Below are 23,173 nucleotides of genomic sequence, written 5' to 3' on the forward strand. Positions count from 1 at the left end.
ATTAACAAATTTAATTTGTGCTGCTTTGTTTACGTCTATAATTGTACATTCTCCATTGATAATGGATAAAACATCCGATACAAAAACCTAGGATTGCCACAGTGGCGGCCACCGCAACGAGCGCCGTGAAAATGTAAGCTGCGATCGTCCAGCCAACGATGAAGCTGATCAGACCCCCTGCGAGGCAGAAGACTGCTATGCTTTGATTAAACTGTTGTTGTGACCAGTCTTCGAGTACATAGTGGGAACGCTCTTTTGTCAGAAACCTGGCAGCTAGCTTAATGATGGGATTATAACCGAACAAAAGACCGAGCAATCCGGCAAACAAGGGCAGCGCTAGTATCCAGTGTTGTCCTGTTAGCCATGTTAATATTACAGAAATGACGATAAACGCCTGATTAGTTTTTACTAATGGCCGGGGAATTCCTTTGGGCACGTTTTGCATTTTATTCATACCTTTCTCATTGGAATAATTATAGTATACGCTGGGATTGTGGGAATGGGAAGTAGATAATTTCAAGCGGACGTGGGGTGTCGGGAGTTGATTTAGTGATGGAGAGAGAAGGTATGGAGATGGCTGGAAGCGGATGGGGAAGATGAGGCGGGCGGATGGAGGTAGGTGGAGCAGATGGGCGGATGAAGCAGACGGGCTAGAAGGGGGCAGATGGAGAAAATGGGGCGAGTGGGGGCAGAAGGAGCAGATGGGCTGGATGGAGGCAGGTAGTAATTTATTGAGAAAATACAGATGGACATTAATAGCATCCCACCCCAAGCACATTACGTCCTCACCTCCTCTCCACAGCACATTGGGCCTTCTCTCGTTCACACCATCTCCTGCACTTCATCTGCCTCACTTCATCTGCCTCACTTCATCTGCCTCACTTCATCTGCTTCACCCCATCTGCTTCACCTCATCTCAATCACTCCATCGGACCCCAGAGTCCTTATATGCTGGAAAAGTAACCTTTTGAGTAATTATCGGACCCCAATGCAGCTATGAGCACAAAAAGGGATAAAAAAAGTCTGGTTTCAGGGGAATAGCGACGGTGAGGTCCGATAAATTGTGAAAGGACATGATTTAGCGCAAATAGCTGCATCTGAGTCCGATAGGAATGTTAGCTTGAGAGCAAGTGTAATACATGGAAAACAAAAGTGTGGGAGTAAGTGTGAAGCAAGGGAGTAGACGGACAAATGCATGCGCGGAAATAGTGTGAGGCAAGTGTGCGACCTAATGAAGCTAATAGCTCGATGAGAAGTAAATTTGAAGTAGAAGGATGTACGAAATTAGGAGCTATTGGACCCCACAGTCCTTATATGCTGGAAAAGTAACCTTTTGAGTAATTATCGGACTCCAATGCAGCTATGAGCACAAAAAGGGATAAAAAAAGTCCGGTTTCAGGGGAATAGCGGCGCTCAGGTCCGAAAATGAGCCCAAAAGCATGTTTTAGCGCGAATAGCTGCATCTGAGTCCGATAGGGAGGATGGAGCTAAGCCAACCCAACCCCCACGATCTTCCACCAAAATTACTTTGAATTTAAGTAATTTATGTGTTGACATATCTCTTTGAAATATGGTTTTATTATGTAGACCAATTGTTATAATGCAAAGGAAGTGTCAGCTTGTCGAACAAGCCGAATACGCGTGAGGCGATTTTGGACACAGCTTCGAAATTGTTTTTTTCTCAGGGATATCATGCAACAGGACTGAATCAGATTATTAAAGACAGCGATTCACCGAAGGGGTCTCTTTATTACTACTTTCCTCACGGTAAAGAAGAACTGGCTTTAACATGTATTAACCGGACTAGTGAAGTTGTCGCTCAGAAGCTTAGACATCATATGGAGAACAGCAAGAGTGCGTCTGAGGCAATTGAGGATTTCATTCTAGGAATGGCTAAAGATGCTGTGGAATCCTCATACGAAGGGATTGTTCCGTTTAGTTTTTGGTTGGCGGCGGAGACATCCTGTATTAGTGAGGAGCTGCGGACTGCGTGTAAATCTGTGTTTATGGACTTGCAGGATGTGATCAAGAAACGTCTTTTGGATGAGGGCGTAGAGAACAAGCCCGCGGCCGATAAGGCTTCAGTGGTAATCTCTTTATTTGAAGGGGCGCTTCTCCAGACGCTGACTTTTCGGGAGGAACAACCGCTTCTCGCGGCGGCAAAGTTTATCCCAGTAATACTTGGTTAGATACAGACAAATAGATAAGATTATCAGGAGGACTAAGGGTGGAAGCAACTATGCAAGGGAACCAACAAAAAGAGGTCAAGAAGTTTAAGACTATTCCAATTCTTGTCTCTTTATTACTAGCAGGTTTTATCGGAATGTTCAGTGAAACGGCATTAAATGTTGCCTTAAGTGATCTTATGAATGTCCTACAAATTACCCCAGCAACAGCACAATGGTTGACAACAGCTTATCTGCTTACACTGGGTATACTAGTACCAATTTCGGGGATGCTGCTTCAATGGTTTTCGACGAGACAGCTGTTTATAGCGGCTTTATGTTTTTCAATCCTAGGAACATTCCTAGCAGCAGTATCACCTAACTTTGAGTTCTTACTTACAGCAAGAGTGGTTCAAGCTATGGGAACAGCGCTTCTGTTGCCACTGATGTTTAATACAATCCTTATCATCATTGCTCCTGAAAAACGTGGGGCAGCAATGGGGATGATCGGTCTGGTTATTATGGTTGCTCCGGCGATTGGGCCTACCATTGCTGGACTGCTTATTGAAAGCCTCAGCTGGCACTGGATCTTCTGGTTGTCATTGCCATTCTTAGTGATTGCATTGATATTCGGGATTCTGTTCATGCAAAATGTAACAAAGGTGACGAAACCGAAGATTGATATCCTCTCCATTGTGTTGTCTTCACTCGGGTTTGGCGGTATTGTGTTTGGTTTCAGCAGTGCCGGTGAAGAAGCGGGCTGGGGAAGTCCGAAAGTGATCATTGCGATCATCGTAGGTGTAGTAGCACTGTTATTGTTTGGACTTCGTCAAATGAAGATGAAGGAGCCAATGATTAATCTGCGTGCTTTTAAATATCCAATGTTCGCTATTGGTGTAGCTATGGTATTTATCTGTATGATGGTTATTCTGTCCTCCATGTTGATTCTTCCGATGTACCTTCAACAAGGACAAGGTTATACAGCTTTCAAAGCGGGTCTGTTGCTGCTTCCAGGTGGAATTATAAACGGATTGATGTCCCCAATTATGGGTCGTATGTTTGATAAATACGGTCCGAAATGGCTCGTGATTCCAGGTCTGATTATTGCAGCAGTAGCCTTGTGGTTCTTCTCCAGTATTACTGTAGCTTCTACGGTTGTGTTCGTAATCGTACTTCACAGTACGCTTATGATTGGTATTTCGATGGTATTTATGCCGGCACAGACGAATGGTATTAACCAGTTGCCACTAGAACTTTATCCAGATGGTACAGCTATTATGAATACACTGCAGCAGGTTGCTGGTGCGATTGGTACTGCATTAGCAGTCAGCATTATGACCGCGGGTTCAAAAAGCTACATGAAAACTGTGGAGAACCCAGCAGATCCAGCTAATATGTTACCTGCGTTCACGAACGGTGTACAAAATGCTTTTATTTTCGGAATGAGTATGGCGATTGTAGGACTAATTCTTGCTTTCTTCATAAAAAGAGTAGTTGTTAATCATAAAATGAATACCCCGATGCATTAATAAATAAATTTGACGCAAGAAAAGGTGTTCGAATAGGTTAGTTTGTAAAATCCCCTTAGGATAGACAGTGAAAAAAAGTTCATGATCTCATGGACTTAACACTGTTGATCGAAGGGGATTTTTTTTTTCGCAATAAGAAAGAGGACCACTCCTCGTTAGAATACCGAAAAGCGACTCCACTTAAAGCTTTCTTTTTTAAGAAAAATGCTGGGATATATTAGTCAGATATTCTTCTTCGGCCGTATTTTCTTTCATTTGAATGAGCATTTTTGCATCTTCACCAACAACATATCGGAATTGACTTGTCTCATCTGTGGCGGCTTGATATATTGTTTCCGCAACAAGTTCTGGAGGCGAAGCATACGCAGGTTGTTTTTCCATCTCACCCAATTTACCCAAAAATGCAGTAGTAAAAGGTTTATATTCCGTTAATGCATCATTAAAAAAGAACTCCATCGATCTACTACCAAAGTCTGTCTGAATGGCACCAGGTTCAATTAACTTAACTTTGATGTTTTGTGATGCTAATTCATAAGATACGGATTCAGAAAAACCTTCTACGGCAAATTTCGTTGAATGATACAGAGACATTGTAGGAAAGGTTACTTTCCCACCCATAGAAGAGATATTGATAAGCAAACCATCTTGGTTAGCTCTAAAATGTGGCAGCATGGCTTTAGTCATACTGATAAGACCAAAAACGTTGACTTCAAACTGTCTTCTGATCTGCTCATCTGTAGCTACTTCTATAAGTCCCATTGTTCCATAACCAGCATTATTGAGAAGAACGTCAATTTTACCGAACCGTTTGATCGCCTCCTCTAACGCAGGTTGAATCGTGTCTGCTTTCTCAACATCGAGCCGTAACACCAACACATTATCGAGTGTAGTGAATTCACTTTCTTGTTCAGGTGAACGCATCGTGGCTACCACATTCCATCCTCTTTCAGCAAAATGTTTTGCTGTAGTTCTACCGATACCAGACGAAGCACCCGTTATAAAAATTGTTTTCATCTACAATTCCTCCTAAAAGTTTTATGAGCGGTACATCTTAACCTGGTTCGTATTAAACTCACTTCGGAAGTGCTAACTTCTCCATGTTTAACAATCCCTCAGCAATGGTTGTTAGTTTAGCCTTATATTCTTCTATGCCAATTTGAATGCAGATGATCTGTGCTGGATGCATTTCATCTTTATAAAGCGAATACTGAGCGAGTAATTGATCTAACTTATGTTGTGATTCCTCTTGAGCTTGCTTCAACCAAATAATCACCTTCTCATACCCGACAAATTCACCAAAATAAAGCCTCATCATAAAATCAGATTTCTTAATACTGTCAGCCTCTAGTGGAGCTAGTAAATAGGCATTAAAACTATCTCTTCCTTTATCCGTGATGTTTAAAAGATTTTTATTAGGCTTACCTTCTTGAGGTATGTTTTCCTTAGTAATCAGACCCTCCTTTTCCATGCGAGCAAGCGTAGGGTAAATCGTTCCATAACTAGAACTATAGAAATTAGAGAATATTTCCTCCAATAACTGCTTTATTTCGTATCCAGTCAACGATTTTTTCATAAGCATGCCTAAAATAACATCCTGACTGTTCAAAATAGGGCCTCCTTTAAGTTTCTAAATATTTGTATATCGTTATCACAATATATCAGACCTTTATATATTGAGTCAATATATATTGGACGGATACTTGGAGTTGTTTTTTTATGTATTCATTTCCCTAGAATATAAATGCAGTGGCAGTAGAATGAGGACTACAAGTATGAGGATTATAATAATAAATAGGCATTCCGAAAAAAACGACGATCGCTCCCTGGCAGAATACCGGGGAGCGATCGTCGTTTAATTCTCACTTTATTAATTTTCATTGTGTCCATTCCATCATATATACTCGTTGTAACTCCACGTTAAGGATCACGATACAGTAGCTACCATCATCTTTTTTCTTATAATAATACAATCCTCTTTCTTCGTGTTCTATAGGGTTCGCCTGAAATAATTTTTCGTATTTTTCTTTTTCATTTGGATAAATGGCAATTACAGAGTCTTTGAAACTTGATATTCTCTCTTTTAAGAGGTCAATGGAATCAACATTGAGGGGATGCCAAAATGCAGCGTCTTTGATTTCTTTGAATTGCTTTTCGTCATAATCTAATACGTAATAGCTTTCGCCATCCCCATGGAAACTAGGTAGACTTTCAAATATCACCTTTGACTCTGTAGGTTTAGAGATCGATATGCCCCAATTTATCTTCCACGTCTCATAATAGTTCATCGAATTGTTACGGAGCATATATCCAACGAAAACAAATATGAATAGAACGGTAAAACTCAAGATTGTTATTGTTGTTTTTCTCATCGTTGATCTCCTCAACATCCTGCTTGTATTACCATTATTATACATGAATGAGGAGGGAATAAGGGATTATTAATAGAAACTTTACATGCATAGATTTACGATGTATAGTTGTCCTAGGTATAAAAGGATAACTAATATTCATGATATACAGATATTAGTCATTAGAAGAGGAAGTAAATCAACGGTATAAATCCCGTAGAATGAGCTGAATCCGGTCCAAGTAAGCAAATCAACGGTATAAATCCCGTAGAATGAGCCGAATTCGGCTCGACGGAGTAAATCAACGGTATATATCCCGTAGAATAAGCCGAATCCGGACCGACGAAGCAGATCAACGGTATATATCCCGTAGAATGAGCTGAATCCGGTCCAAGTAAGCAAATCAACGGTATAAATCCCGTAGAATGAGCTGAATCCGGTCCAAGTAAGCAAATCAACGGTATAAATCCCGTAGAATGAGCTGAATCCGGTCCAAGTAAGCAAATCAACGGTATATATCCCGTAGAATGAGCCGAATCCGGCTCGACGAAGTAAATCAACGGTATATATCCCGTAGAATAAGCCGAATCCGGACCGACGAAGCAAATCAACGGTATAAATCCCGTAGAATGAGCCGAATCCGGTCCGACGAAGCAAATCAACGGTATAAATCCCGTAGAATGAGCTGAATCCGGTCCAAGTAAGCAAATCAACGGTATAAATCCCGTAGAATGAGCCGAATCCGGCTCGACGAAGTAAATCAACGGTATATATCCCGTAGAATAAGCCGAATCCGGACCGACGAAGCAAATCAACGGTATAAATCCCGTAGAATGAGCCGAATCCGGTCCGACGAAGCAAATCAACGGTATAAATCCCGTAGAATGAGCTGAATCCGGTCCAAGTAAGCAAATCAACGGTATAAATCCCGTAGAATGAGCCGAATCCGGTCCCACGCCAATTGTAAAGTTAGAATTTAGGAGGTGTTAGCTGTTGAAAGTAAGTAAAGAGATGCTGAAGGGCAGTACAGGTACGTTAATTCTGACTCTTTTACTGGAGAAGCCATTATATGGTTATGAGTTAATCAAAGAGCTGGAGCTGAGATCACAGGGTGTTTTTTCATTAAAAGAAGGAACCTTGTATCCAATTCTGCATGCGATGGAAAGTGAGCGCTGGGTAGAGGCTTACTGGATGGAGGTAGAGGGAAGGAAGCGTAAGTACTATAGAATTCTGGATGAAGGTAAAGAGAAACTCAAGGAGAAAAAAGCAGAATGGGTTATGTTTAAAGGTGCAGTTGACTCCGTTCTGGGAGAGGGTGGTGTATGATGAAAGAGAGGCAACAGCAATTTTTGGATGAAGTGTGTGCAGAGATTAAAGCGAAAAAAACTCACCCAGAGATACGTCAAGAATTAGCTAGTCATCTAGAAGATTTAATTTGTGAAAAAGAATCAGACGGTGTATCACGGGAAGAAGCCATAGCTTGGGCGATCGCACAAATGGGGAACCCGCAAACGTTAGGAAAGGAACTTCATCTAATACATAAACCACATGTACCTTGGGGATTGTTTGGCGTTGTAGCTTTATTATCCGCGATCAGTCTGATCGGAATGAGTTCTGTGGATGTAGGCTACAGTGATATTGTTAAAGGTGCTTTTTTGGATAATGCGTTTAGACGCCAAGCGATAAATATACTTATTGGAATTGTATTGATGTTTGGATTGTATTTTATCGATTTCAGAAAGCTGAAAAGTTTCTCGTGGGTATTATACGGAACATCAATAGCAGGAATTCTGTCGAGTATATTCTGGGGGATAACAATAAATGGAGTGAATTATGGTCCTAGGATTTTTTTGATCTTACCTGATATGACATCCTATCGTCCTTATGTTTTGATAGTCGCGTTAGCAGGGATTTTAGTGAATCGTAAGGAATCGGCTAAAAAGAAAACTTGGCGGAGTGGGTTGTTCGACATAAGCCTTCTGTTAGCACCTGCATGGCTTCTTATCTCTTTAAACTCTCTTCCAGAGCTTGTAGTGTATCTAATCTCTTCACTACTATTATATGTATGGATTACTCGCGATTGGATAAAGAGTGTAGTATTATTAGGGTTCTTTGTAATAGTTGGACTAATGTTCATCTTCAATAGCGACTACCTGATGGCCAGAATTATTAGTGCAATAAATCCATCTTTAGATCCAGAAGGTTATGGCTATATCTATCAAGTAATGCGTGAAGTTATTAGTTCAGCGGGTTGGTGGGGGCACGGATTCGGAGCAGTAGAACAAAAGCTGCCGTATGTTTACTCAGATATGTTGCCTGTCTATCTTATTCATTGTTTTGGTTGGGCGGGGGCGCTGCTTTTGCTTGCAGTTATCTCCTGGTTCTTTATCAAGCTTCTATCTACGATACGAGCGATTCGTGATCCCTATGGACAAGCTTTAGTGTTGGGTTTGGCATTTTTACTAGCCATAAGACTAACCTATGGTCTTGCTGTTTTGAGCGGCGGAATGATGTTGACTTCTATCCCGTTCCCCTTCCTGAGCTATGGGAGTCATGTGTGGTTTGAATATGCGGCGATTGGACTTTTGATGGGAATTTATCGTAGGAAGGATATTGGAGCCGTCCAGGATAATACTGTACTGAGTTAGATTCAGGATCCTCTCGTATGTCTAATTATTAAGTATGAATACTTAAGGGAGGTCTTTTAATGGGATGGAAAAAAACAGGCTTGTTAAGTATTGCCTTTGCCCTAGGCTCTATGGGAGGGTTTGGGAGTATACATACAACTGATACTGTAGCTGCCGCAACTGTGAAAGAATCTGCAAAAGTCTATAACCAATTCCAACAATATGTACAGAAACCGGCATCTCTTGCTAACGCACGGAATTATTTGATTAACCATATCAAAGAAGTGGATACCTGGACAGCCACTCAGATGACACTCCAGCTCGAAAATGCACAGAAGGCATATTTACCTGTGTACTCTGAGAAGGTTTTTCCGGAGAATGTTCAGAAAGAGATAAATAATGCTTTATCCAAAAGCAAAAATCTAACCTACAGCACACTCCTTAATGCGATCAAAGATGCTAATGTACGCAATATGTTAATTGAAGGACGGGATAAGGGGTATAAGCTGGAGACTAGTGAGGGCATGTACTATCCAGTGATGCATTATGAGGGGTTCAAAAGCTTTAAGCCGTATGTCACGAAGGACATCGCTGCTTATATAGATATCATGGCCACTGAATCGAATCAACCAAGTGTTTTTGATGCAGCTATTGTGATTAGTTGGACAGAGTTAACGAACAGGGCGCTTGCACTGGAGGATTTTGTGACGAAATACCCAGCTTCCAATCGGTCAACCGTTCTTCAAAAAGAGCTGCTCAATGCAACTTCACGCTTATTATATGGATCAAGCAACACACCAGCTTATGACTATGATGAGCAAGTAATCAAACCTGAAGTAAAGAAGGCGTATGAGAATGCATTAAAAGGAAACAAAGGCGACACCAGAATCCTAATGATTTTAGAAAAACTACTGCAGTTACTTGATTCCACGAATAATAAACTCACACCTGAAGTGGAGAAATTTCTGAATCAAACGGTTAATTCGAAATGAAAAGGCGGGATCTATTGAGAACCGGATTTAGAGGAACAAAAATCATAGTTTTCGCATTTGTGCTGTTGTTATGGACAAACACTATTTTTATGGGCAGCGCAGATGCAGCTTACGTTGGATCATCTACAGACAATGTACTGCAGCAAATGCAGCTGGAGAAGAAAAACAGTCTGCCGCAAGGATTTGTCTATTTGGATGAAGTAATTCCTACTGCTCAATTTGAGATTCGTTATTACGGGGACAATAATTTTGTAGGGAAGCGGATTGATGGTTATAAAGCGCCTTTAGCGATCTTTTCACAGACTGCAGCTACAGCCTTGAAGGCAGTAAGTGAGGATTTAGCCAAAAAAGGATATATCCTAAAAATCTATGATGCTTATCGTCCGCAGACCGCGGTGAATCATTTTGTAAGATGGTCACAGAATTCCGCGGATACTAAGATGAAGCAGCAATATTACCCGCTACTGGATAAACGTAATTTATTCAAACTCGGATTTATAGCGAAAAAATCAGGACATTCCCGTGGCAGTACCATCGATTTAACGATCGTCAATAAAGAGACCGGTGTAGATGTAGATATGGGCAGCCCGTTTGATTTTTTCGGAGAGATCTCTTTTTATGATACATCGTTAATCACCAAGACTCAGAAAGCAAATCGCGCAATTCTCAAAGAGGTTATGGTGAAGCAAGGTTTTAAACCTTATAGTAAGGAATGGTGGCATTTTACGCTGATAAAAGAGCCTTTTCCTAAGCAGTATTTTGACTTCAAGGTGGAATAATCATTTCTAAAGAAGCGGCTCAACATAATGTTGAACGGCTTCTTTTTTTTCTTGGCTTTATTATCCTTAGGATTAGCACATGCTGGAAACGCACATAATACTTGTAATAACTAAAGGGAGGTTTCGAGCGATGATCAAAATGGCAGCGGTAGTTGTGTTAGGTGTTCTGTTTTTAACTAATGGATTTGGTGGATTTGCCGCTCCAACAGTATGGGCAGACTCCGGCCAGGTTAGCGTAATTTTGAATGGTAAACTACTGGAAACTAATCCCCATTCAGCCTACAATAAGGGTTCCACGGTCATGATTCCGCTCAGAGAGGCTTCCAATGCACTGAAATATACAACAACATATCAAAAAAGTTCAGAAACTATAACACTAACAAAGATAAATGAAATAATTAAATGGAAGCTTAACGAACATTTAGTTAGCATCAATAATACACAAGAGTTGGTTTTTAAAGATGATTTCGAATTCAGACAGGATCATATCTATGTTCCAATCTCCTTTTTTAAGACAATTGGTTTAGTAACCTCATATGATGGGGAGTCCAATCAAGTTGAAGTGTATACCCCTGAAGTGACAGCGAGTGTTATAGCGGGGTTACTGGTCGGCGGTAAATATAATGAATTATCGGAGCGATATCATTATGATGTGGTCGTAAATAAGCCAAGCTCAAATGGATTACTGGAAGACTGGAAGCAAATTACGATAAAAGCCGGGAATTATCATGGGATTAAATCTACAAAAAGTAGCTATAACGAGGATCAATTTTCTATCCGCTGTGTATTGGATTTTGCAGAGACAGAGATTCCACTTGAAATTATTTTGAACACATCGGGCAAAATTATAGAATTAAGAGAGACGCTCTAATCGGAAAATGATTCCATGATGACTATGCACATTTCCCAAGCGAGAAGATTTTAGGGGATTATGCATAGTCTTTTTGCTGTTCTAATATACTTTCCCAGATAATTTCTGAAGGGTATCGTAAACCCGATGTGTTTTTAATGTAAAAAATGGTTTTATTTGTTGACTTCCAGATTCATCGAATGTAAATTAAAATTTGAAATAATCAATAAAGCATTTAATTAAATTAGAGAAATGAGTGGAGTACTGGATGACAAAAACAATGACTGGAATGAGTACTGCAGAAGAGCAACCCTTTTCGTTAAAAGCAATCATCCCCCCGCTTCTTGCTATTATTGTCGGTATGATTATGGTTATTCTGGATGGTACTGTTGTGAATGTGGCCGTTCCCAAGCTGGTTGATTATTTTGCTTCCGATCTCAAAACGATTCAGTGGGCGATTACGGGTTATACTTTAGCTTTAGCGGCTGTAATCCCACTCGCGGGCTGGATGACCGATCGTTTTGGATCAAAACAAGTTTTTCTGGCAACTCTTACGATGTTTATTCTTGGCTCTATGTTATGTTCGGTTGCACAAAGCTCATCTCAGCTCATTATTTTTCGAGTCATTCAAGGTCTTGGCGGGGGGATGGTTGCTCCCATTGGGATGGCGATGGTTTTTAAATTAGCTCCAGTAGAACGTCGAGGTTCTATTATGGGGATGCTTGGTATTCCAATGCTCTTAGCTCCGGCACTCGGTCCAGTCTTATCCGGTTGGCTGGTGGAGTACGTAAGCTGGCACTGGATCTTTCTGATTAATGTACCTATTGGAATTGTTGGCATTATTCTTGGTGTTAAATATTTGCCGAAGTCTGAACAAAAGAGCAAAGGCAAACTCGATATCCTAGGCATTATCCTTGCCCCAATTGCCTTCTCTATGTTGGCTTATGGGGTGAATGAAGGTGGTGGAACAAGCTGGTCGTCTACTCCCGCTATTGTTGGCTTATCTGTTGGAGGGGTTGCATTGATCCTTCTTGTCATTGTGGAGCTGCTTCACAAAAATCCGCTTTTACAACTGCGAGTTTTCCGTTCGTCGGATTTCACTCGGGGTATTATATTAACTTGGGTTATGCAAGCTGCTTTGTTTGGGTCCATGTTATTTGTGCCCCTTTACCTGCAGCAGATTCGAAGCTATACCCCGCTGGAGACCGGCCTGATTCTACTTCCGCAGGCTTTAGCTTCAGCAATCGGAATGCCGATTGGCGGCAGGTTGTTTGATAAGATCGGGGCTCGTCCGCTGGCGTTTGTTGGACTTAGTATCATTACGGTCACCTTGTTCCTGTTATCCGGAATTAGTGTTACAACAAATTTATCGTTAATTATGACATACCTGGGTTTCTTAGGCTTTGGGATGGGTCTAACGATGATGCCTTTGAATACTCATGTCTTGAATGCTGCTCCACGTGAATGGGTGGGAAGTGTAACTTCACTTACTGCTGCTGCTCAACAAGTCGTTGTTTCATTTGCTATAGCTGGAATGACAGGTTACCTGACTAGTCAGATCGCTGTTCATATGGGAGCACTGAAAGCGGGAAGTAATCCTTTGACAGCCGCAGTTAGTGGTTTTGATGATGTGTTCTTCCTGTCTGGCTGCATAGGAGTGGTAGGTGTATTGATGAGTATTATTTTGCGCAAGCCTAAGCTTTCTGCTGGCGATCCTACCTCTGGAGAGGGACAGAAGGCAGATGCGGCGATGATGATGGGGCATTAATTGAACCCAAAAACATAGATAATATAGAAAAGGCGTCGTTCAGCTTGTACAGTTGAACGACGCCTTTATTGTTATAAATGCTCTGGTTTCTTCTGAGCCCACGATGCGGGGAGACTTGCTTTACCAAGCAGCTCAGAAGCCACGATTCCCAGCAGAACAAGCGCTGCGCCAGCATAGCCTTGCATCGATAACTTCTCAGCAGCGAACCAATAACCAAACATCGCAGCGAAGACCGGCTCAAGGGAGAAGATTAGTCCGGTGCGGGTTGGTGAAGTATATTTTTGAGCAATAGGTTGCAGGATGAAGCCACAGGCACTGCATAGGATACCAAGCGCTAGAATTGCTGCCCAACCTGGCAAAGTAGAGGGGAGCGAAGGTGTCTCGAAGATTGCGGATAACACTAAGGCCAACCCTCCGGCAAATCCTAACTGCAAGATTCCAATATTCAGGGAATCACATTCTTTTACCGCCTTGCCTGTAAATAAGATCTGTACCGCATAGAACACTGCCGAAAGAATACACAGAAAGTCACCCGGTTGAATAGTTAAGGTTGCATTTAAGGTAAGAAGTCCAATCCCGGCTATGGCGAGGATGGAGCCGAACACTTGCGGAGGTGCAACTCTTTTTTTGAAAATAACTCGATCCAAGATCGGTACAAAAATAACCGTCAATGCAACTAAAAATTATGCGTTTGAGGTGGTGGTTGTTTGAAGTCCGAAGGTTATACATGTGAATACGCCTAGCAGGAGGAATCCGAGGAGAGCACCATATTTTAATGTTCTCATGTCTACTCGTCTTAATCGTTTGTGGAATATCATAGCGGCTAATATAAAAGCAAGTCCGAAGCGGAGTGCAATCAGATTGAATTCGCCTAACGTACCTAACCCCATTTTCATAAATATGTAAGAGGAGCCCCAAAATAATGTTACAACTAACAGCAGCAGCTCAGCTTTGAGCGGTTTCATCTCTTCATCCATCCTTCTTCATTTTCAACTCAATATAGTATAATACGGCTCTATACATAAGGTAACTGAATGTTTATCATAGGATACATGAGTAAAACTTATGTAATTTATAAGGGTGGGAACAGAGGTTGAGCATTAATAAATATGAGATTTTTCTGAAAGTTGTAGAGCTAGGCAGCTTAACAAAAGCAGCAGAAATGCTGGGTTTTACGCAATCCGGAATTAGTCACACCATTAGCAGCTTGGAAATGGAGTTTGGGTTCGCGTTATTAATTAGAAATAGATCCGGTGTGAAATTGACGGTAAACGGGGAACAAGTTCTGCAGCCTATCCGTGAAATCTTGAAATGGAACGAGAAATTGAAGCAGGAGGTAGCGGACATCCACGGGCTAGAGATTGGCACGATCACCATCGGTACGTTCACCAGTGTGTCTGTGCATTGGCTGCCAGGGATGATTAAGCAATTTCGCAGTGAATACCCATATATAGAAATCAAGCTGATGGAAGGCGGTTATTTGGAGGTTGAGCAGTGGATAGAGGCTGGAGTGATCGACTGCGGTTTTATTTCACTGCCTACACGTGAGAAGTTTGACGTAATTCCTTTAAAAAAAGACCGGATGTTAGGGATTGTATCTAAAGAGAATCCTCTTAGTGCAGAACCCTTTCTTTCCTTATCGCAAATTGCCAAGGAGGATTTCATTATCCCGAAAGCAGGCTCGGATTATGATGTTAGACGTGTGCTGGATAAGGCGGGTATTAAACCTAATGTTAAATTCTCAGCAGGTGATGACTATGCCATTATGTCGATGGTGGAGAAAGGCCTTGGCATTAGTATTTTGCCAGAGCTTGTCTTGACCCGGCAAAATTATAATGTGGCCATGCTAGAATTGGAGGAACGTAGTTTCAGATCGTTAGGAATTGCTGTCCACTCTATGAAATACGCTTCTCCCGTCACCAAAAAATTTCTAAAGCATGTGCAAATGTGGCTGAAAGATAACACCTAAATAAATAAGTCAAAAAATAAGAAACTGATACCTCATCAAAGTTAAGAGGGATCAGTTTTTTTGTTTAGTACTTCAGCTAGTTTTTCAGAAAACAGGAACAGAAAACAGGAACTACACACGGGCTTCTGTAATTGATTTTAAAGGATTCTCGTTAAATATATGTATATCTCCATTATCTTATGGTTTTGACGGCATTATATAGGGTTTAAGAGACGTTAAATCGCATGTTAATCCTCTATTAATATCTGTTTTAGAATAATTAATATGTTATAATTAGAAGAGTGGAAATAAGGAATGTATTCAGATGTTCTGGAAATGTGAGGACTTTATGCACAATTACGGATGGATGAGATTAGGAGGAGGATTAAGCGATTGAGCGTTACAATAATTACACTAGTCGTAGTAGCAGTATTTATAGGTGCCTTAATGAGAACCGTGTTTGGTTTTGGTGAAGCGATTGTGAGCATGCCACTGCTTGCACTGCTCCCGATTCCTATACATACCTCAGTTTCTTTGATTGGATTGGCAGGCCTCACGGTTGCCTCACTTACAGTTGTGAGTGGGTGGCGGCATATAGAACGACCTATTTTGATTCGATTAGCACTCTCAACAGTGATAGGAATTCCTGTAGGACTTGTCATGCTTTATTTAGCACCTGCAAGTGTAATTATGACTGGACTTGGTATATTTTTGATTATTTATGGAGTTTATTCAGTGATTAAGAAGAGAATAGTTAAGACGATCGATCATCCCTTGCTTAAGGCAAAAGGCTGGGTGTATCCTTTCGGATTCGCTTCGGGTGTACTTGGCGGTGCTTATAACTTTAATGGTGTCCCTGTCGTGATCTATGGTACTTTACGACAATGGAATCCGGATCGTTTTCGGGGTACGTTGCAAGCTCATTTTCTTATTTCTGGTGTACTCGTTGTAACGGGTCATGCTATCGGGGGATTGTGGACGGTGAATGTTCTTGTTCTTTATGGATATTCTATTCCAGCAATTCTCTTAGCTACGGTGCTTGGGGTATATGTGAATAAACGTATTCCTGCTAAAAAATTTGAGAGTTACTTATTTCTGATTATCATTTTACTTGGTGTCCTAATGCTAGTGCCTCGCGGATAGTTGAAAAGAAAAAGAAAGACGTTCTTCCCCCTTGCTGTATATGAACGTCTTTTAAATTTATCCAATCTTAGGGTTGACGAAGAGCCTTGTTCATGAGAAAATGTACGCGCGTACATTAAATGAATGCGTTTTCGAATAGCGAATTGAACGAGGCTAAATGTCACTGTTCATAACCTATGAGAAGGAGGAATTTATATCGCCAGCCGTAAAGAGGTTGCCGAGCTTGCAGGTGTCTCAGAAGCCACAGTATCTCGCGTGTTAAACAATGTTGGTCCGATTAAGGAAGAAACGAAGGAACGTGTGTTGGCAGCTGCACTGAAGCTAGGCTATACCCCTAGTTCACTTGCTCAGAGCTTTGCTCGTAGACGGAGCGGGAACTTGGGTGTAGTGATGCCTTATTTGCCGAAAGCCCGCTTGTTCTCCACTTATTATTTTTCGGAAATATTAAGTGGAATAGGGAGCAAGGCGCGAGAAGAGGGTTATGATCTGTTAATGTTGTTTCGGAATGCCGAAGCGCCAATGGATTATAACGAGTTGTTTAAGATGCGGAAGATCGATGCTTGCATTGTGCTTGGCGCTAAAGAAGAGCCAGGTGAGCTAGCCTCACTACGCCGTTTGAAGGAAGAAGACCATCCTTTTTGTCTGATTAATCAGCATTTTGCTGGGGAAGCTTTTCACGAGGTGGATGCCGATCATGTCGAAGGAAGCTGGCAAGCGGCTAAACACTTACTGGAACAAGGTTTTACGAGGATTGCTTTTCTAAATGGGCCAGAATCTTATTCCAACAGCCGAGATCGTTTAACGGGGTATACCCGCGCTTTGGCAGAGGTGAATCTTTCTGTAGATTCTTCACTTTTGTTCGAAGGTAACTTTAGCCGGAAAAGCGGAATTATAGCTGCCAAAGAAATGTTGCCTTTGCTGAATGAGATTGATGCGATTATGGCCGCTAATGATCGGATGGCCATTGGTTTGCAGCAAGGGCTGCAGGAGCTAGGAATACCAAGGGATCGCCTGCCAGCTATTGTGGGTTATGATGATTCGGAAGCTGCGGAGCTTACCACACCTGCATTAAGCAGTGTGCGGGTTCCCTTTTACGAACTAGGTGAACTTGCCGCAGCCCAAATCATTGAATTGCTGGGAAACAATCTGGCAGAAGTACCCGCACCAGCCGTACAGATCAAATTACCGACAGAACTAGTTATACGAGCTTCATCTAAATCTATCAACACTTAGGAGGAATAAGATGAAACAGCTTCGCATTGGAATGATCGGTTATAAATTTATGGGTAAAGCCCACAGTAATGCTTATCGCAGTTTGCCTATGTTTTTCCCGAAAGCGCTTAAACCGGAAATGTCTGTAATCTGTGGACGTAATAGTGAAGCGCTTGGAGAAGCTGCATCGCAGTTAGGCTGGGCGGATTGTGTTACGGACTGGAAGGATCTGATCGCTCGAGAGGATATTGATCTTATAGATATTAATGCTCCCAGCAACGCGCATAAGGAGATAGCTTTGGCAGCAGCCAAAGCAGGTAAACATATTTTTTGTGAAAAACCACTTGCGCTGACCTTGGCGGATTCCCGTGAAATGCTGCAAGCTGCTGAAGACGCGGGAGTTACACATATGGTTGGTTTTAATTATCGCTTTTCTCCGGCAGTTCGACTGGCTAAGAAGCTCATAGAGAGTGGGCGGCTGGGAAAGATTTATCATTTTCGGGCTTGGTTTCTACAAGATTGGATAATAGATCCGGATTTCCCTTTAGTATGGAGACTGCAGAAGGATATCGCCGGTTCAGGTTCACACGGAGATCTGGGGGCGCATCTCATAGATTTGGCTCATTTCTTAGTAGGTGATATGAAGGAAGTAATCGGCATGAGCGAGACCTTCATAAAAGAGCGTCCGCTCGCCGCTGAAATGACTGGTTTAAGCGCTAAAGGAGATAAGGATGCACCCAAGGGTAAGGTTACCGTTGACGATGCCACCTTATTTTTAGCCCGTTTTGATAATGGTGCTCTGGGCAGCTTTGAAGCTACAAGATTCGCAGCGGGTCATCGCTCTACCAATTCTTTTGAGATCAATGGGAGTCTTGGCAGTGTGAAATTCGACTTCGAACGTATGAATGAATTAGAAGTTTATTTGACCTCGGATGCAGAGGATGTACAAGGTTTTCGCCGTGTGCTGGCGACCGATCCTGCTCATGAGTATGCAGAGGCTTGGTGGCCACCAGGTCATACGATTGGTTTTGAACATACGTTTATTCACGAAATGCTGGAGCTTTCTAACGCAATTGAAGAAGGTCGTCAGCCAGAACCGAATTTCAATGATGGAGTGAAATGCCAAGCGGTGTTAGAAGCTGTAGAACGCTCTATTGATGAACGCCGGTGGGTCGATTTATCTGAGATGTAATCTAACCTTAGAAGGAGTGCTGAAGATGAGAAAAGCATTGATTGTATGGGGCGGTTGGGAGGGTCATGAGCCTGAGCAGGTCGCTGATATATTCGCTAAAATGTTGCAAGAGGAACAGTTTGAAGTTGAAGTATCGAATACACTGGAGGCTTTTGCTGATGCAGATAAGCTTCTTGGACTAGATTTGATCGTGCCGGTATGGACAATGGGCACAATCGAGCAGGATTTTGTGAATAATGTCTCAGCAGCTGTACAGCATGGAACAGGTCTTGCCGGTTGCCATGGCGGGATGTGTGATTCTTTTCGTAATAATGTAGATTGGCAGTTTATGACGGGTGGACAATGGGTAGCTCATCCTGGGAATGACGGCGTTAACTATACCGTAGAGATTTGTCAAAGCTCAAGTCTTCTGGTAGAAGGATTAGAAGATTTCAGCGTTTGCTCAGAGCAATATTATCTGCACGTAGATCCAGCTGTTGAAGTGCTTGCTACGACTCGTTTTCCAGTAGTTGAAGGACCTCATTCGTATAATAAGGCTGTTGATATGCCAGTAGCTTGGACAAAACGTTGGGGCTTGGGCAGAGTTTATTATAATTCACTGGGGCATCATGCGGACATTGTAGATCAGCCGCAAGTGCGTGAAATGATGCGCAGAGGGTTAATATGGGCAGCTGAAGGTAAAGCGCAAGCATTATCCAATGTTTCGGGGGTTAGGAATAGCTATAGTGGAATGGCAGACAGTCAATAAATTCTGGGAGCGATCAGCGAATGGATAAAGTCAAAGTTGGTATTATTGGATGCGGTAAAATCAGTAGCATCTATATGGAGAACTGTCAAAAGTTCGAGATCCTTGATCTAGTTGCATGTGCAGATTTGGATTTGGTGAGAGCACAAGAACAAGCGGATAAATACAATATTCCAAACGTCTATACCACAGAACAATTACTGAATAATCCAGAGATAGAAATCGTAATCAACTTAACGATCCCAGCTGTTCATGCGGAAGTATGCCTGAAAGCTATTGAAGCGGGTAAACATGTATACGTTGAGAAACCTCTAGCTGTGACGAGAGAAGAAGGCCGCAAAGTTCTGTCAGCTGCGCGGGAAAAGGGAGTACTTGTGGGCAGTGCACCGGAGACATTCTTCGGAGCGGGAATTCAAACGGTTTTGAAGCTGATAGATGAAGGAGTAATTGGCGAACCTGTTGCAGCTACTTCGTTTATGCTGGGCCGTGGACATGAGCATTGGCATCCAGATCCGGAATTTTATTATGCCGCTGGTGGAGGTCCAATGTTCGATATGGGTCCTTACTATTTGACGGCTTTGGTGCAGCTGCTGGGTCCTATTCATACGGTTAGCGGAATGACTGGGAAAGCGCTGGAAGAACGTACGATTACAAGCGAGAAGAAATTTGGGAATAAAATTCCTGTTCAAATTCCAACTCACGTAGCCGGAACCTTACGATTTGAAAATGGTGCCATTGCAACGTTGATTACAAGCTTTGATATCTTTGGCGGGAGCAACCTGCCGCATATAGAAATCTACGGAACGCTAGGAACGATTCAAGTTCCAGACCCGAATAACTTTGGGGGTCCCGTGAAACTCCGGCTTATGGGTGAGAATGAGTGGACGGAACAGCCGTTGTTGTCAGGGTATGATCAGAATACCCGCGGGATTGGACCAGCAGATATGGCTTACGCCATTCGGACGGGTAGAGGGCATCGTGCCAGTGGTGAACTGGCTTATCACGTATTAGAAGCAATGTGGGCTTTTCATGATTCTTCTGATGCTCATTCATTCTACGAAATGGAAAGCACCTGCACTCGTCCTGCGGCACTTCCAATCGGTCTTGCTCCTTACACTTTGGATTAGAGAATTCTTCCTGAAATTGCAACCTATCACTTCCGGTCTTCGTTTGAGAAGATGAAGAGTGGAGGTGTTAATAGGATGCGTAAGATAATTATTGGTTGGATATGGATTCCCGTTGTTATTTTGTTAATCAGTGGCTGTTCAGAGGCTCAACAAGCGAATAAGGAGCCGGTTCCAACTCCTGTAATTAGTTCAGAACCACAAATTCTAGCTTCTCCGAACCCTGCAATGGATGATCCAGGCGCGGTTAAGACTTTCTTATCTGCTCAGAGGATTCCTAACGGAGATATTTATCTGCAAGATAACAAGGTTCATATTAATATTGTAGGTTTGAACTCGAAGATTGAGCAAAGCCTTGCTCAGACTTTCACTGCAGGTACTTATGAGCTTCATGATGTGAAATATACGATGCAAGAGTTATTAGCTGCTCAAGAATTGTTGCATGAACAAGAACTATACCAGAAGCTGAATCTCTACGGCTCTGGTGTAGATACGATTAGTAATAAAGTAACTATTACCATTCCGTCAGATGATGCGGAAGCAGCTAAGCTTGAAATTGAAAAGTGGATCGATCCAAAGATGTTGACCTATGATATTTCTGAAATAGGTGATCCGCATGTAGTAGGTACAATCGTTGATATCGATACTAAACAGGCGAAGCGGATTCTAATCCTTGAACCTGGTAACGAAGATCCATCTTACTGGTTCACATTCAATGCGAAATCTGAAATGTTTAATGAAGCTGGAGAGACCATCAGCTTTAAGGATTTACAGGTTGGACAGCAGGTTAAGTTATGGAATACAGGGATGGTGCTGGAATCTTTTCCCGCGCTTGCGAGTGTGCGGAGGATGGAGCTAGCAATTACTGAGTAATCTAATAGACCCGTCAACAGGTAGCAAGTGCTCCACGTATTTGAACTGTAGATGGAAAGTGAGGGTGCTCTAACCCTCACTTTTTTTAATTAGGAATAGTATACTTTTTCTACTTTATATAATGTATGCTCGATTGTTGGACAGAGATTGGCATGTACTTTGTAATATTTAACTCGAAAATATAAACTTTTCAAAAAGTTCTTTATATTATTTTTTTGTTTAAAGGCAGGAAGAAATTCTGGATTTTTCTCCACATCACCAAAACTTTGAATCCATTGCTCTACATAAGTCTGACTAAGCATTTTTCTATCTAAAACACTCATTATGGATCTTACCATTCGCTCATCTTCCCCATCGGAGTATATTCGATCTGTTATGGTCATCTTTTCGTAAAACAAATCGAGGATAGTTATGAGGTCATTTTCATCCAGTTCGGAGCATTGAGCCAATTCATCTAAAGTATCTGCTGCATGGGCTATAGCATGAGCCCAGCCTTTTTCTTCGTCATACCCCCGGTAATCCCGCTCATTTTGCACACTGCAAAATACCTTCTCTTTTATCTGATGAATTTGCTCTCTTGAGAGAAATGGTGATTCTTTATGCCTCATGAAGAGGAGTGGGATGACTAGCATAGAGAAGGATCTAGTAAAGACAGAGTCTGTATTGGTTTCACCAAGCTTAAAATGCAAATGGTTTTTATCCAAGATAAGAGGTATAAGTTGTTCCAGTTCGTTTGTAGTTAGAGAATTACCTGGGATCCAATGTGATAAGGTTGTATAAATTAGCTCATCCCGTAGTTGGGCATCTAAAGAACCAATGTTATTTATCATTTCTTGTACCAACTGGAAGGTATCGGGAGGTGCTTGGTAATCATTTTCTTTTATGCATATCAACGTTTCTTTTAAATTCATTTTACATGCTCCTATTTTCCAGTGTGAATTATTTTCTAATACCGGATGGTGTAGTTCCTTTATATTGCTTAAACAGCTTGGTAAAATAATTAGGATTGTCGCAGCCCACTCGTCCAGCAATCTCCGTTACAGTAAAATCTGTCTCCAGCAGCAGACGTTCTGCTTCATTTACGCGGCAAAGATTAACATAATCGATGAAGGTTCGGCCGGTGAGCTTCTTAAAGGTTTTGCAGAAATGGTATGGATTTAGATTAACGGATCTCGCGGCACTTTCAATGGTCATTTTCTCATCAAAATGGTTCTCCATGTACTCCAGCAGTGGCTTAAAACGCTCACGATTGAAGGATTGACGTTCATTTGTTCTGCCAGAAACCTGTTCAGGCAAAAAGGTACGGGAGAGCAATATAAAAAGCAGATGAAGTTGATTTTTGATGATCAGCTGAAATGCAGGACCTTTCTGATGCACTTCATCCACGATAGTGCTCAGAAGAGAGTAATAAGTGGAACAGGTTGGAACTAGTGCCGCTGGTTTAACTGGTAGCTGATATCGATTCTCCAAATAGGGAGCTACGAATTGTTCATGTTGAGGATCTTGCTTCCAATCTTTAAATAAAGAACTATGAAATACGACGGATATAAATCGGACATGATCATCCCGCAGACTATATCCAACATGCAAACCTCCAGAAGGAACAAACAAAACCTCTCCGGGATGCAGTTCGTAGGGTTTGCTGTCGATGTGGAAAATGGCGCTGCCTGCTTGCATGATAATGATTTCGAAATGCTCATGCCAGTGTAGAAAAAGGATGTTCTGGCCGATTTTCGCATGTCTGCATTCATTAAAAAACAATCGAAACGGATAGGTGTTTCCTTCTAATTGAGGGTATTCTTTAAGATCATTAGGATAGCTCAATATTTATTCAACTCCCACAATATACGACTATATAAACACAATATAATAAGAGTT

The 23,173-nt window shown here is 41.8% G+C and carries 23 protein-coding genes and 1 pseudogene; 16 read left to right on the forward strand and 8 right to left on the reverse strand.

What is annotated here, in order from left to right:
* Window positions 1-10: 10 nt before the first annotated feature.
* Window positions 11-445: a DUF4395 domain-containing protein gene (locus NYE58_RS16945; RefSeq protein WP_076126204.1), complete on the reverse strand. Its 435-nt coding sequence runs from the start codon at window positions 443-445 to the stop codon at window positions 11-13.
* Between the two features lie 142 nt (window positions 446-587).
* On the opposite strand from NYE58_RS16945, the gene NYE58_RS16950 reads away from it, so the two are divergent.
* From NYE58_RS16950 to NYE58_RS16960, 3 genes are all read left to right on the forward strand, one after another.
* Window positions 588-971 (forward strand): hypothetical protein, encoded by a 384-nt coding sequence (locus tag NYE58_RS16950; protein WP_341002427.1) that lies wholly within the window; start codon window positions 588-590, stop codon window positions 969-971.
* A gap of 648 nt (window positions 972-1,619) precedes the next feature.
* Entirely contained in the window at window positions 1,620-2,189 is a 570-nt protein-coding gene (locus tag NYE58_RS16955; protein ID WP_341002428.1) for a TetR/AcrR family transcriptional regulator, read from the forward strand.
* A gap of 50 nt (window positions 2,190-2,239) precedes the next feature.
* Entirely contained in the window at window positions 2,240-3,694 is a 1,455-nt protein-coding gene (locus NYE58_RS16960) for a DHA2 family efflux MFS transporter permease subunit (protein ID WP_076130929.1), read from the forward strand.
* Window positions 3,695-3,889: 195 nt separating this feature from the next.
* Here the strand turns inward: NYE58_RS16960 and NYE58_RS16965 are convergent, their stop codons facing one another.
* From NYE58_RS16965 to NYE58_RS16980, 4 genes are all read right to left on the reverse strand, one after another.
* The gene (locus NYE58_RS16965; protein WP_076275719.1) at window positions 3,890-4,708 is read right to left on the reverse strand and encodes an SDR family oxidoreductase; all 819 of its coding nucleotides are present in this window, start codon (window positions 4,706-4,708) and stop codon (window positions 3,890-3,892) included.
* Between the two features lie 58 nt (window positions 4,709-4,766).
* Entirely contained in the window at window positions 4,767-5,300 is a 534-nt protein-coding gene (locus tag NYE58_RS16970) for a PadR family transcriptional regulator (protein ID WP_081387354.1), read from the reverse strand.
* Window positions 5,301-5,568: 268 nt separating this feature from the next.
* Window positions 5,569-6,063 (reverse strand): hypothetical protein, encoded by a 495-nt coding sequence (locus NYE58_RS16975; RefSeq protein ID WP_076275718.1) that lies wholly within the window; start codon window positions 6,061-6,063, stop codon window positions 5,569-5,571.
* 138 nt (window positions 6,064-6,201) lie between these two features.
* Window positions 6,202-6,954 carry a hypothetical protein gene (locus NYE58_RS16980; protein WP_341002430.1) on the reverse strand — a complete coding sequence of 251 codons (753 nt, stop codon included), beginning with the start codon at window positions 6,952-6,954 and terminating at the stop codon, window positions 6,202-6,204.
* Between the two features lie 81 nt (window positions 6,955-7,035).
* On the opposite strand from NYE58_RS16980, the gene NYE58_RS16985 reads away from it, so the two are divergent.
* The 6 genes from NYE58_RS16985 to NYE58_RS17010 all read left to right on the forward strand — a co-directional run bounded on the left by NYE58_RS16985 (window position 7,036) and on the right by NYE58_RS17010 (window position 13,058).
* Window positions 7,036-7,368: a PadR family transcriptional regulator gene (locus tag NYE58_RS16985; protein WP_036678319.1), complete on the forward strand. Its 333-nt coding sequence runs from the start codon at window positions 7,036-7,038 to the stop codon at window positions 7,366-7,368.
* Window positions 7,365-8,690: an FtsW/RodA/SpoVE family cell cycle protein gene (locus NYE58_RS16990; protein WP_341002431.1), complete on the forward strand. Its 1,326-nt coding sequence runs from the start codon at window positions 7,365-7,367 to the stop codon at window positions 8,688-8,690. The genes NYE58_RS16985 and NYE58_RS16990 overlap by 4 nt, the downstream gene beginning before the upstream one ends.
* 59 nt (window positions 8,691-8,749) lie before the next feature.
* On the forward strand, window positions 8,750-9,661 hold the full coding sequence (locus tag NYE58_RS16995) for a hypothetical protein (protein WP_341002432.1): 912 nt from the start codon (window positions 8,750-8,752) through the stop codon (window positions 9,659-9,661).
* The gene (locus NYE58_RS17000) at window positions 9,658-10,440 is read left to right on the forward strand and encodes a M15 family metallopeptidase (protein WP_341002434.1); all 783 of its coding nucleotides are present in this window, start codon (window positions 9,658-9,660) and stop codon (window positions 10,438-10,440) included. Before NYE58_RS16995 ends, NYE58_RS17000 begins: the two co-directional genes overlap by 4 nt.
* 130 nt (window positions 10,441-10,570) lie before the next feature.
* On the forward strand, window positions 10,571-11,311 hold the full coding sequence (locus NYE58_RS17005; protein ID WP_076309351.1) for a copper amine oxidase N-terminal domain-containing protein: 741 nt from the start codon (window positions 10,571-10,573) through the stop codon (window positions 11,309-11,311).
* Window positions 11,312-11,558: 247 nt separating this feature from the next.
* Entirely contained in the window at window positions 11,559-13,058 is a 1,500-nt protein-coding gene (locus NYE58_RS17010; RefSeq protein ID WP_076129292.1) for an MDR family MFS transporter, read from the forward strand.
* A 71-nt stretch (window positions 13,059-13,129) separates the two neighbouring features.
* Here the strand turns inward: NYE58_RS17010 and NYE58_RS37510 are convergent.
* A pseudogene (locus NYE58_RS37510) lies at window positions 13,130-14,023 on the reverse strand (DMT family transporter).
* A gap of 128 nt (window positions 14,024-14,151) precedes the next feature.
* On the opposite strand from NYE58_RS37510, the gene NYE58_RS17025 reads away from it, so the two are divergent.
* The 7 genes from NYE58_RS17025 to NYE58_RS17055 all read left to right on the forward strand — a co-directional run bounded on the left by NYE58_RS17025 (window position 14,152) and on the right by NYE58_RS17055 (window position 21,295).
* A complete protein-coding gene (locus NYE58_RS17025) occupies window positions 14,152-15,027 on the forward strand; it encodes a LysR family transcriptional regulator (RefSeq protein WP_341002439.1) in 876 nt (291 codons plus the stop codon).
* 372 nt (window positions 15,028-15,399) lie between these two features.
* Window positions 15,400-16,149 (forward strand): sulfite exporter TauE/SafE family protein, encoded by a 750-nt coding sequence (locus tag NYE58_RS17030; RefSeq protein WP_341002441.1) that lies wholly within the window; start codon window positions 15,400-15,402, stop codon window positions 16,147-16,149.
* Between the two features lie 189 nt (window positions 16,150-16,338).
* Window positions 16,339-17,382: a LacI family DNA-binding transcriptional regulator gene (locus NYE58_RS17035; RefSeq protein WP_076275712.1), complete on the forward strand. Its 1,044-nt coding sequence runs from the start codon at window positions 16,339-16,341 to the stop codon at window positions 17,380-17,382.
* A gap of 10 nt (window positions 17,383-17,392) precedes the next feature.
* Window positions 17,393-18,553, forward strand: coding sequence for a Gfo/Idh/MocA family protein (locus NYE58_RS17040; RefSeq protein WP_076185992.1), 1,161 nt, complete (start codon window positions 17,393-17,395; stop codon window positions 18,551-18,553).
* 25 nt (window positions 18,554-18,578) lie between these two features.
* On the forward strand, window positions 18,579-19,301 hold the full coding sequence (locus NYE58_RS17045; protein WP_076217927.1) for a ThuA domain-containing protein: 723 nt from the start codon (window positions 18,579-18,581) through the stop codon (window positions 19,299-19,301).
* A gap of 20 nt (window positions 19,302-19,321) precedes the next feature.
* A complete protein-coding gene (locus tag NYE58_RS17050) occupies window positions 19,322-20,425 on the forward strand; it encodes a Gfo/Idh/MocA family protein (protein ID WP_076217926.1) in 1,104 nt (367 codons plus the stop codon).
* Between the two features lie 75 nt (window positions 20,426-20,500).
* On the forward strand, window positions 20,501-21,295 hold the full coding sequence (locus NYE58_RS17055; protein ID WP_341002442.1) for a hypothetical protein: 795 nt from the start codon (window positions 20,501-20,503) through the stop codon (window positions 21,293-21,295).
* A gap of 89 nt (window positions 21,296-21,384) precedes the next feature.
* On the opposite strand, the gene NYE58_RS17060 is transcribed toward NYE58_RS17055, so the two are convergent.
* Together NYE58_RS17060 and NYE58_RS17065 are read right to left on the reverse strand one after the other, a co-directional pair.
* Complete coding sequence (locus NYE58_RS17060; RefSeq protein WP_076275710.1) at window positions 21,385-22,206, reverse strand: DUF2785 domain-containing protein; 822 nt, start codon at window positions 22,204-22,206, stop codon at window positions 21,385-21,387.
* Window positions 22,207-22,234: 28 nt separating this feature from the next.
* On the reverse strand, window positions 22,235-23,119 hold the full coding sequence (locus tag NYE58_RS17065; protein ID WP_341002443.1) for a helix-turn-helix domain-containing protein: 885 nt from the start codon (window positions 23,117-23,119) through the stop codon (window positions 22,235-22,237).
* Window positions 23,120-23,173: the final 54 nt, after the last annotated feature.

Source organism: Paenibacillus sp. FSL L8-0708 (assembly GCF_038009325.1).
Classification (GTDB): Bacteria; Bacillota; Bacilli; order Paenibacillales; family Paenibacillaceae; genus Paenibacillus_AQ; species Paenibacillus_AQ odorifer.